The 10796-nt window shown below is 54.3% G+C and carries 12 protein-coding genes; 3 read left to right on the forward strand and 9 right to left on the reverse strand.

The annotated features are described in order from the left end of the window. The first annotated feature begins 359 nt into the window (after window positions 1–359). Together QZ506_RS07320 and QZ506_RS07325 are read left to right on the forward strand one after the other, a co-directional pair. A complete protein-coding gene (locus QZ506_RS07320) occupies window positions 360–1181 on the forward strand; it encodes an AraC family transcriptional regulator (protein WP_291970114.1) in 822 nt (273 codons plus the stop codon). A 109-nt stretch (window positions 1182–1290) separates the two neighbouring features. Continuing rightward, the gene (locus QZ506_RS07325) at window positions 1291–2265 is read left to right on the forward strand and encodes a DMT family transporter (RefSeq protein ID WP_291970095.1); all 975 of its coding nucleotides are present in this window, start codon (window positions 1291–1293) and stop codon (window positions 2263–2265) included. Between the two features lie 48 nt (window positions 2266–2313). On the opposite strand, the gene QZ506_RS07330 is transcribed toward QZ506_RS07325, so the two are convergent. The 9 genes from QZ506_RS07330 to QZ506_RS07370 all read right to left on the reverse strand — a co-directional run bounded on the left by QZ506_RS07330 (window position 2314) and on the right by QZ506_RS07370 (window position 10484). Further along, entirely contained in the window at window positions 2314–2814 is a 501-nt protein-coding gene (locus tag QZ506_RS07330) for a TlpA disulfide reductase family protein (protein ID WP_291970098.1), read from the reverse strand. Then, entirely contained in the window at window positions 2801–3499 is a 699-nt protein-coding gene (locus tag QZ506_RS07335) for an ABC transporter ATP-binding protein (RefSeq protein WP_291970100.1), read from the reverse strand. Before QZ506_RS07335 ends, QZ506_RS07330 begins: the two co-directional genes overlap by 14 nt. Before the next feature lie 4 nt (window positions 3500–3503). Beyond that, complete coding sequence (locus QZ506_RS07340; RefSeq protein ID WP_367272983.1) at window positions 3504–4652, reverse strand: ABC transporter permease; 1149 nt, start codon at window positions 4650–4652, stop codon at window positions 3504–3506. Beyond that, complete coding sequence (locus QZ506_RS07345; RefSeq protein ID WP_291970104.1) at window positions 4642–5946, reverse strand: ABC transporter permease; 1305 nt, start codon at window positions 5944–5946, stop codon at window positions 4642–4644. Before QZ506_RS07345 ends, QZ506_RS07340 begins: the two co-directional genes overlap by 11 nt. Window positions 5947–5948: 2 nt before the next feature. Beyond that, window positions 5949–7370, reverse strand: coding sequence for a Fe-S-containing protein (locus QZ506_RS07350; RefSeq protein WP_291970106.1), 1422 nt, complete (start codon window positions 7368–7370; stop codon window positions 5949–5951). An 81-nt stretch (window positions 7371–7451) separates the two neighbouring features. Further along, window positions 7452–7982, reverse strand: a complete 531-nt coding sequence (locus tag QZ506_RS07355) for an iron transporter (RefSeq protein WP_291970108.1) — start codon at window positions 7980–7982, stop codon at window positions 7452–7454. A 50-nt stretch (window positions 7983–8032) separates the two neighbouring features. Next, the gene (locus tag QZ506_RS07360; protein ID WP_367272984.1) at window positions 8033–9952 is read right to left on the reverse strand and encodes an FTR1 family protein; all 1920 of its coding nucleotides are present in this window, start codon (window positions 9950–9952) and stop codon (window positions 8033–8035) included. Window positions 9953–10036: 84 nt separating this feature from the next. Beyond that, on the reverse strand, window positions 10037–10306 hold the full coding sequence (gene hypC, locus QZ506_RS07365; RefSeq protein WP_291970110.1) for a HypC/HybG/HupF family hydrogenase formation chaperone: 270 nt from the start codon (window positions 10304–10306) through the stop codon (window positions 10037–10039). Then, window positions 10224–10484, reverse strand: coding sequence for a hypothetical protein (locus QZ506_RS07370; RefSeq protein WP_291970112.1), 261 nt, complete (start codon window positions 10482–10484; stop codon window positions 10224–10226). The genes hypC and QZ506_RS07370 overlap by 83 nt, the downstream gene beginning before the upstream one ends. 23 nt (window positions 10485–10507) lie before the next feature. Here QZ506_RS07370 and QZ506_RS07375 point away from each other — a divergent pair. Continuing rightward, the coding region (locus QZ506_RS07375; RefSeq protein ID WP_291970118.1) for a transposase at window positions 10508–10796 on the forward strand (289 nt) is incomplete at its 3' end.

Here is a 10796-nt window from a genome sequence, read left to right on the forward strand (position 1 = left end):
GCGCTGCTTGAGGGCCTTGTTATAAGAGGGCCAGTTGGTGATTTTAAAATTTTGTTTTGCCATGGAGACCTGATTTTGAAACAACTGTGGTGATCTGCTCCGATGATTACCCAAAAGTTCTATTTATTCAACAAAGCCAAGTTTTGGTAGAAAATGCTTGTCCCCTCAGGTGTACAGTTTTCTCATGAGGCCTAACTGCATGATTTTGCGTTGCGATGATCCGTCGTTTCACTGGACTGCCAGCATAAAATCTATTTATTCAACAAAGCCTCTTACTCCTTCAAAAATACGTCATGGACCTGCACATGAATAACGCCCCTCTCTCGCTGTTGGATAAAAAAGAAGGCGTCGATCGCGAGATGTTCCAAGGTCCATTGGATCGCGCGCAATTTCGTCATGTGCCGCAGCAACCCGGCGTTGAATTATATCAGGCGCACATTGCCCGCTGTGCTTTTGAACCCCATACCCATGACGCCTTTGGTATCGGTACTATCGACTTTGGTGCCGAGCAGTTTCGCTATCGGGGGGCTCAGCACGTGGCAGCGCAGGATACGCTGGTGTTGATGAATCCAGATGAACTGCATACCGGGCAGGCTGTCGGCGAGGAAGGATGGCGTTATCGCATGATCTATATCGATCCCACACAGTTGGAGGTGATCTCTGGTGAGCAAGGCTGGTGGTTTAGCGATGTGGTGCGGCATGACCCACTGGCAGCCCGCCAACTTTCTGCGCTGCTGGCCGCACTGTGGCGTGCTCACGACCCGCTGGCTTGTGACAGCTTGATGCTGAGCATCATCGATCTTTTTCGTCCCTCTGCCCGCGTAGCACAGCCGTTACAAACGCAAGGTCTGTCGCGCTTTGACGAAGTAAAGCACTACCTTAACGATAACTTTGCTCAGGCCATCACGCTTAACGAGTTAGCCGCCGTCGCATCCCTCAGCCCTTATCATTTTCAGCGGCGCTTTAAAGCGCACTATCACGTCACCCCACACCAAATGCTGATGGCGATTCGTTTACAGCGGGCCAACCAATTGCTGTGCCACGGCATGCCCGCCGCACAGGTGGCGGCGGAGGTTGGGCTGACGGATCAGGCCCATCTGACGCGCACCTTTGCCCAGCGTTATGGCATTACGCCAGTTTGCTATCAAAAACAGGTTATGCCGCACGGCCGCCTCCGCTAAAAAAAGCGCAATATCCTACAATATGTTATTCTGCTTACCGGTTAGGCTTCCCGTGATACGACAACACAAGGGCTTGACCCTTCAAGCATAAATGGGTAACGGGTGTGATATGTTAAGCGGTATAGTTTTCGCCCTGACGGCGGGTTTGATGTGGGGGCTTATTTTTGTGGGCCCGTTGATGGTGCCGGAATACCCTTCCGCGTTGCAGTCTGCGGGCCGTTATGTGGCGTTTGGGCTGATAGCGCTGCCATTGGCATGGGCTGACAGGAAACGTCTGCGTCGGTTGAACCGTGCGGACTGGATCGAAGCGCTGAAGCTTTCAGCGGTGGGTAATCTGCTCTATTACTTTTTCCTTGCCAGCGCTATTCAGCGTACCGGCGCTCCCGTCTCTACCATGATTATCGGCACGCTGCCGGTGATGATTTCCGTTACCGCTAATCTGCTGTACGGGCGACGGGAAGGCATGCTCTCCTGGTGGCGATTAACGCCACCGCTGCTGCTGATTTTGCTTGGGCTGTTATGCGTGAATCTGGCAGAACTGAGCGCTCAGGATCAGCAGGTCGATATGGAGCGTTATCTGAGTGGGCTCGGCATGGCGATTATCGCGGTCATCTGCTGGACTTGGTATCCGCTGCGTAATGCACGCTGGCTGCGCCGTAATCTGGATAAAAAATCCACCACTTGGGCCACCGCACAAGGGATGGTGACGTTACCCATGGCCTTGCTGGCCTATGCGATTGTCAGCGGACAACTCGCACTGACAAAACCGGACTTTTCCCTACCGTTTGGCCCACGCCCACTGGTGTTTATTGGCTTAATGCTAGCGATTGGGTTGCTCTGCTCCTGGCTTGGCACCTTCTGCTGGAATCAGGCCAGTCAACGTCTGCCGACAGTGCTGGTTGGACCGTTGATCGTATTCGAAACGCTGGCCGGGCTGACCTACACCTTTATGCTGCGTCAGGCGTGGCCACCGCTGCTGACACTGTGCGGCATCTTCTGTTTGTTGGTGGGTGTTGTGGGTGCCATGCGCATCAAACCAAAATCTGTCGTGGTGAAGGTGGATACGGCTGTGCCGGAAAAATAAACCTGAAGGCGGCGCAGAGTTCCCCCCTGCGCCACGAACTAAAGGGGATTATGCCCCGGTGGCGAGTTGTTTGAACAGCGCCGTTAACTGTTGCTCATTGCGGGCACCTTCATGCTGGGCTTTCACTTTACCCGACGCTTCAATCACGAACGAGGTTGGCGTACCCACCACCTGATAGCGTTCCTTGGTAATGCCCAGTCGGTCACGAATGACCGGGTAGCTAATGCGCTGCTGCGCCAATAGTGCAGCAATATCCACCCCATCAGGATCGGTATTCACCGCGACCACCACCACGTTATCCGCGTAGGTTTTGCTCAATTTCTCCAACGTGGCCATCTCTGCCAGACAACCACCACAGCCGGAAGACCAAAAGTTGAGATAAATCTGTTTGCCCTGCCAGTGCGCCAGTTCCACCTGTTGTCCGGCCAGATCGTAGGCCGCCAGCGCAGGTGCGCGTGCGCCAACCTGTACCTGCTCTTCTTTGCAGCCTGACAGCAGTGCCAACGCGCCTATCAGACCCCCTAGCGTTATCAGTTCACGCCACTGCATGTTGTTGAACCTCCTCGCTCAGGTACTTGCCGTGCTGCAAGCGGATAATACGATCAGCAAAACGCCCCAGTTCCGGGTTGTGCGTCACCATGACAATGGTACGTCCCTGATGATGCAGATCCTGCAACAGCGCCAGCACGCGCTGTTCGTTCTCTTCATCCAGATTACCGGTCGGTTCATCGGCAAAGATCACCGGCGGCTCATTCACCAGCGCGCGAGCAATACAGACGCGCTGCTGTTCCCCACCGGAAAGCTGACTCGGCAGGTGATCGGTTCGATGCTCCAGCCCGACCTGCGCCAGCACCTGGCGCGCCGCGGTTTCATCCACCACGCTATGGTAATGCTGTGCCAGCATCACGTTTTCCAGCGCAGTGAGAAACGGGATCAGGTGGAACTGCTGAAACACCAGCCCGATTTTGTCCGCGCGAAAGCGTCGCCGCCCTTCTTCATCCAGCGCCGCAGCATAGACGCCATCCAGCAGCACCTGCCCTTCAGTCACGGTATCGAGGCAGGTCAGGATATTCATCAGCGTAGTTTTCCCCGAGCCGGATGCGCCCATAATGGCGACAAATTCACCGCGCTGAATACGGATATTGATGTTTTCCAGCGCAGTGACCTGCCCGAAGCGTTTGTACAGTTGGCGGGTTTCAATCACCGCCTCTTGCGGGTTATGTGCAACACCCATTGAATCACTCCCCTTTTAACACTTTTGCGGGCTCGACGTGGATCGCGCGCCGGGTAGGAAACACAGCGGCAGCGGCGGCCACCAGCAAGGACAGTAGCAGCGTCAACGGCAGCACCGGCGCACGCAGCGAAATGCTGGCATTGAACACTGTCAGTCCCAGCACATGTGCCAACAGATAACCGAGCAGGCAACCACACATTACTGCCGCAAGCGCAATCACACCGGTTTCGGCCAACATCTGGCGTACGATATCTTTGCCGTTCGCGCCCAACGCTTTCTGCAACGCAAACTCTTTGGCACGCTCACCGACAATCGCCATCAAGGTGGTGTTTACACACAGCGAAGAGATCACCAGAATAACGGCAGAAACCAATCCCATCAGCCCTTTAATCTTGTCCAGCACCTGCCCTTCCGAGGCGGAAACTTTCAGGATAGGCCGGATCTCGAGGTCAGGATATTGTTGTTGCAGGCTGGCGGCAAAGCGATCCACCTGCCCAAGATCGTTGCTGACACTCAACAGGGCGTTACTGATGGTGCCTTCCTTTTGCAACCATTTTTGCGTCAGCTCCAGATTCACAATCAGCATATTATCGGTAGCGTCACCGGCTTCAACAATCCCTTTGATACGCAGGCGCTGACGCTCGCTGCCATCGATCAGCGTAACATTATCGCCGACTTTGACATGCAGTCGTTCCGCCAGCTTGACGCCGATCATAGCGTTACGATCGTCAAACTTGACGCCAATCCAGTCACCGGTTACCTGCCAGTAGGGAGAGAGTTGGCGCAGCGCATCAAACCACACGCCCATCAACACCACTTTTTCCAACTCGGTACGCGCCATACCGTACAAATACGGGCTGGCGGCATTGATTAACCCCGGCGGTGCGTTGTCGATAATCGGCTGAAAGCCGCTTTGTGCCAGGGAGCCGCCGTGTGCCGGGCCAATATAAAAGTTGGCACCAAAGGTACGCAGCTCCTGGCTCATTTTGGCGTTGATATCAAAGTACACCGCCGACATGGCGGTAACGATGGCGGCACCGACGGTCAGTGCAGCAAACACCACGCTGACACGCTGCAAGCGCAATGCGCGAATCACCAGTCGCCAGAACATACTGCCGATCCTACGCTCTGAACCCGAGTGTTTAACGGCCATACAGCACCTCCACCGGGTAGAGTCGGGCAATGCGCCGCGCCGGGAACCAAGTGCCTATAACGGCAATCAGCATGGCGATCACCAGTACACACGGGATCACCACCCAAGCGAAACTGAGCGGTACGCCAAACAGCATCAAGCCAATCGTACGCGCCAATCCCCAACCTGCAATACATCCTAATGCGCCGCCGAGCAAGCCGCTCATCGCCGCTTCAAGATAGAACAGCAGCATGATCTGCCACTGCCGTGCGCCGAGCGCTTTCATCAAACCGATTTCCTTGGAGCGCTCCATGATGGTACTGGTCATCAAGGACGCGATGCCCATGGCGGCAGCGACCAGTGCGGCAAAGGTCACCACGCCCAGCAGCAACTGAATCTTGTCGATCACCACACCTTCTGACGCCGCCACCTGCCAGATAGGCCGAACCACCGATCCTGATATGGCTTCTTCCAACTGGTGGGCAATCGACGACACGTAAGCGGTGCAATACCACAAGTCATACTCTTCCGCGTTGAGCGCTTCGAGATTCTCCCGCGCCCGGCGTGACAGCTCGTTTTCCGGCACCGTCAGTGCAGACACACGCACGGCCTGAATCTTGCCTTCCAGTCCCAGCATGTTCTGCACCGCTGCCAGCGGCATCACCAGTCGGTTCTCTTCATCGCCACCGCTGGCAAGAATGCCGCTGATACGCACATCCAGCGTGCGTTCAGGCCCTTGTAAACGTAACGTTTGCCCCACCTGCCAGCCGTTTTGCTGTGCCAGTTGTTTTCCCGCCAGCACGTCAATCCCCTGCCCGCTCTGCAAGGCGCTTTCGCTCACCGGTTCAGTAGGCCAATTGCCGGTCACCTGCCAGTAAGGGCTGACGCTCTGTTGTCCGGTGTGGTAATCCTCTTCATCCGGGATGGTGATCTGTTGAGAAAAGAAGGTGCCAAGCACGGAAATGTGCTTGCCGGCAACGATCACATCCCCGCTGAGCAGCGGTGCAAAGCCGACAATATTGTTACGCCAAAAGATATCCTTGATGTTGAGTAGTTCTGATTCATCAAGAAACTCTTCACTGGCCAGCGGATTGCTATTTTCACCAAAGAGCGCAGGCAGCGTCGCCTGACCGGCGGGTTCAACCAGAATATTGGCACCGTAGGATTTCAGCTCGCGCGCCATTTTGTCGCCAATATCGATCGATACCGCCAGCAGCGCCGAGATCAACCCGGCAGCCAGAAACACCGTCAATACCGCCAGCGATTTGCGCCGCACATTGCGACTCCATGACTGACGTAGCATGCGCCATAACATGATTATTCCTCCTCGTCCGCTGCGGCGTTATCCGTCGCAGACTCGGTATTACCCGCTGGATGTGCTGTCACAAAGCTGCGGGGATTGTCACGGAACTTGTTGTAGTTTGCTTCCGATACAAAGAAGTAGGTCTTCCCGGCATAGCGGTATTTGTGCTCGGCTTTCAGGTTGGTCAGCTTGCTGCCGTCAACCGGATCCACCACATCCATGGAAACCACGTTGGTGAAGTAGTTCGCTCCCACCGCCAGCGACGCGTAGCTGATCACCAGTTCGTTGTCGTCGTTGCTCCAGCCTTCAATCGGTACCGGGTTACATCCACCAGCCTTACCGATGGAAGGAATAAAGATCCGCACACCGCAAGCCACACAAATCACCTGATTGCCTTCCATCACGTAACCCTGATCGCCACACAGCAGACAAGCATCAAACACCACGCCAAGGCGAAGTCGGTCGGGATAGCGGTTAATCACAAAGAAGCGAATGGCTTTGCCGTCATCAGCAATCCAGACAAAACGGTGCAGTTTGCCGTCACGCACCTGCTCGATAGGAATATTCACTTTGCCATCCGGGCCCAGTGTTACGGTTTGCGCTTCCGATAAGCGCGGAGGCTGCGATGCCACTTTGTCCCAATAAAGCTGCCCCAGCGTCACCACCAGCAGCGCCAGCAACGCGGCGGTAAAGGTCCGGCGTGTATTCCGGTAATCAGCCGTTGCCTTGCGCTTGGCTATCGCCTCATCGGTTGCCTGCATCTGCTGACGGGTTTTCAGCAACGGCAACATGAAACCGGCCAATAGCAACGCCAACAGCAGTGCACAGAAATAGTTAAGCGCCGCGCCGTTATTGGTGACGCGCGCCACAAAGTTCAGGCGCGGTTTGGTCAAACCCAGCGCTTGCAGCTTCATCAACAGTAACATCAGACCGCCGCTCAGCGGCAGCACCAGCAATGCCAGCAGCAGCAGCAGTAGCGGCCAGCGCAGACGCGGTAAACGCCGCACCATCATGCTGCACAGCACAGCACTAAAAGCGACCCAACCAAAGGCCAGAATCGCCGCGCTGATGTTCAACAGTAAATCAGTGTTCACCACATGAGTGGTAGTCAGTGCCGTCAGATTGGGATCGTCGCCCCAATGCACGGCGGCCCCGATGATCAATGCCCCCTGCCAGAGGTAGCCGAGTTTGCTACTCTGCGTGAATTGGCTCAGTAAAAACAGCGCCAGCGCGACCACTTGAATCACGGTAAGGATGAGTTGAACGGTTTGACTGGAAGGCAGGCGAATTCCCACCAACGTACCGACCAGCAACGCCAGTAGCGTGGTCCACACTAGCGGGCGCAGACGAGGAGCAGAACGGTGACTCCAGTGGAGCCCTAACAGCAGTGCAACAGGTAAAAACGCTTGTAGCACGGTAACAAAAAAATGACTCATAACGTACACTCAGGCGAAGCCCCCCGCGCCCAGGGCGGCAGGGGGAGTTTCCGTAACGGCCTTACGCAATCCAGGATCGAATTATTTGTCCAGACCAACGTATTTGAAGTCATAGCTGACATCAAACGGTTTCCACCAGCGGCCAACACCGGTTTCGCCATCGGTATGGCGGTGCATACCAGCTTTTGACGGTGGCTCAATGTGGTAGGTCACTTTGTAGTTACCTACGCCCATCATTTTGATGTTGGCACCGTAGTGCGGGCCATCGCTCGCCACCATCGGCATGAAGGTCCCTTCCTGTTTGGCACCGGTATCGGTGTTCACCAGGGTGTAAGCGATAGTCAGGTACGGCATCCATTCGCCTGCGCCGAAGCCGTTTTTGTTACCCTCCACAGCGTGGATATCGGCTTCCAAGTGAATATCGGATTTAGCCGCAGGCAGACCCATGCCGCGCGGTTCCATGTCAATCGGATGCAAGTAGACCGCAGCAATCTCCAGTTCGTTAATGGTGATCGGCTCGCCAGCCGGATGTTCGGTAAACGCGAACGCGGCAGGTGCCGTTAATACTCCGGCAATAATCGCGCTGGCAATCAAACTTTTTTGCATCTTCATCAAACACATCCTCATATCATCAATATCATGTTGTTTTTGATTTTTGCTTATCATTGCTTCCCATATTCGAACGTCTCAGCGCGCTGACGCATAATCCACAGCGCGGCCAGAGCAGCGAACGCCAATACGACTTGCGGTATCAGCGTTTCGACGTAGGGGTAGATCCCCAATACGCTGATTTCCTGAACCCACGTCAACAGCGTCGGCTCAAACATCTTGCCTTCAATTAACTCCAGTACCCCTTTACCTGCGAACACAAACGCCATCAGATACATGAAACAGCCGGTAAACATGAAGAAGGGTTTCAGCGGCAGTTTGACTACGGTAAAGCGCATCACCAGATAAGCGATAAGCAATATCACGCAGCCAATCAGGAAGCCCGCCAAAATAGAGAGGTGCCCCGCCACGTTGCTGGCATCACCCACTAACGCAAAGTAGAACAGTACCGTTTCCGCGCCTTCGCGGTACACCGCCAAGAAGCTGGCCAGCCACAAACCAATTACCGAACCGCTGCTCAGGGAATGCGACAGCTTTCCTTCCAGATACGCTTTCCAATGTCGGGCTTCGACTTTCGACAGTAGCCAATAGCTCATGCTGAACAACATTACCACCGCAATCAGCATGGTGAACCCTTCCAGCAATTCACGGCTGGCACCGGAATTACTGAACAGCATCTGGAACAGCACGGCGGTCAATACGCTGCACACCAGCGCCACGTACACCGACTGGCGGATCAACGGCAGCTTGTCATGGTGATTGTTTTTCACCAGATAGGCGACAATGGCCGCCACGATAAGCAGCGCCTCCAGCCCTTCGCGCACGATGATCAACAGACTGTAAATCAGCAGGCTCCAGTGCGTTTCACTGCCACTGTCAAGCATAGTGACCGCGTTAGCCAAGTCCTGTTGCATCGCATCGGCCTGCGCATGCAGCTCAGAAACCGTCTGTCCGGCGCTCATCATACTGACCAGTCGGGTGAAGTAGCCTTCCAGCGTGGATTTGAATGCGAAATCACGCGAGCCGACTTTGTTCTCCATGCCGCTGGCTTCAAACAGATCGAAGTAGGCATCCTGCACCGCCATAATGGCCGGTTTTGCCTGCCCGCTTTCATACTGCGCAATCGCCGCTGCGATAGCCTGGTTGATGTTATTCACTACGCTGGCCCAGTCCGCATCCGGGACGTCAGCGCCTGCGATGCTGCTATCCGGTGCCGCTGATACCGGCTGGTCGTCGCGGGTGGTGGGCAAGCCCGGCAGCACATCTTCGATATCTTGCAACAGCGTGGTGACCCGATAAGCCACTTCGCTCATTTGATCCGGCTGAGCGGTCAGCGCAATCAGTGCGCTGAATTGCTGGTTGATTGAGGCAGCTTGCTGCGAGGAGCGGTTTTGGCGCACCGACATTTCCATCTCGGAGTTTTTAACTCCCTGATAGTGCGCCTGCTGTACGCTTTGACTGGCTTTCTGATAGTCGCCCGCCTGATAGTCAGCCACTGCCTGTTCCAACCCATCGTCAATGATTTTGAAACTTTGCTGCCAGTAGAGGGCGATATCGCTGTTGCCATAAGCCCCGTGCTGCTCCTGCGCCACTAATTTGTGACCGTCAGTCAACACCGGCAACACGCTATCCAACTCGCCTTTCAGCCAGTTCACCTTGGCCTGAATGTCGTCTTGCGGCTTACCTTCGCCAATCATACGGCGAATTTCACCAAAGGTGGCTTCCAGTTGATAGCTTTTCTGCGCGGAGATGTTGATACGAATCGGCCCTTCTAGGTTCTCAAACACCTCGAAGTAGGCCATCTGAACTTCGGTACGGGCTTCATCCAGCTTCTGCTGCTGGTAGAGTTCAGCGGTCTTATCCAGGCGGCTCTGAATATCATGGATGAAGGTGTTGTAATCCGTTGTGGCTAACGCCGACAAACTGGAGAACATAAAAAACAGTACAGTCAAACACTTCTGCCAAATAAACATAAATACGATGGTCATCGACAATGAGAGTTATTTTCATTATCATATTTTAACAGTTAAATTTCTTGACGTAAATCACAAAAGGGCTCACTGTTTCAGAAACATTGTAACATCGTGCTCTACCTCTTCTATTTGGCGCAGTGCTGCCAGCGTGTCGAGCGCTTCCTGTTCATCCAACCGACTCATGGCAAACCCGACGTGTACCAACACCCGACTGCCGATCAGACTGGCAACGTCAACGCCATCCGCCACCAGCGCAACATTCACTTCACGCTTAACGCCGAATACATCTACCCACGCTGTATCCTGCACGTTGTCCGCCAGTGCGAGGACCTTTCCGGGAATGCCGAGACACATGATAATGATCCTTTTTCAGTAGTACGGGCTGCGGTGTATTCGATACAGCAAGATTTAGGCCAACGACACCATCAACGCTTTCATTGATGCTTTCGCAATATTCACCGATATACTCTGTCATCAACCGGCTTTGTTGAATAAATAGAACTTTTGGGTAATCATCGGAGCAGATCACCACAGTTGTTTCAAAATCAGGTCTCCATAGCAAAACAAAATTTTAAAATCACCAACTGGCCCTCTTATAACAAGGCCCTCAAGCAGCGCGGTTCTCTAACCGTATGGCTAGATGAATCAGCCATTGCTGCATGGACGGAAAAAAACACTACTGAACGGCGTGGACGACCTCTCCACTACTCAGATATGACCATCACCACAGTCCTGATGATGAAACGCGTGTTTGGCCTTTCATTGAGGGCTTTACAGGGCTTTGTTGACTCGATTTTTAAACTGATTAAATTGTCGCTGCATTGTCCAGACTATTCGCTGCTCA

It is taken from the genome of Candidatus Symbiopectobacterium sp. (genome assembly GCF_020054415.1).
Taxonomy (GTDB): Bacteria; Pseudomonadota; Gammaproteobacteria; order Enterobacterales; family Enterobacteriaceae; genus Symbiopectobacterium.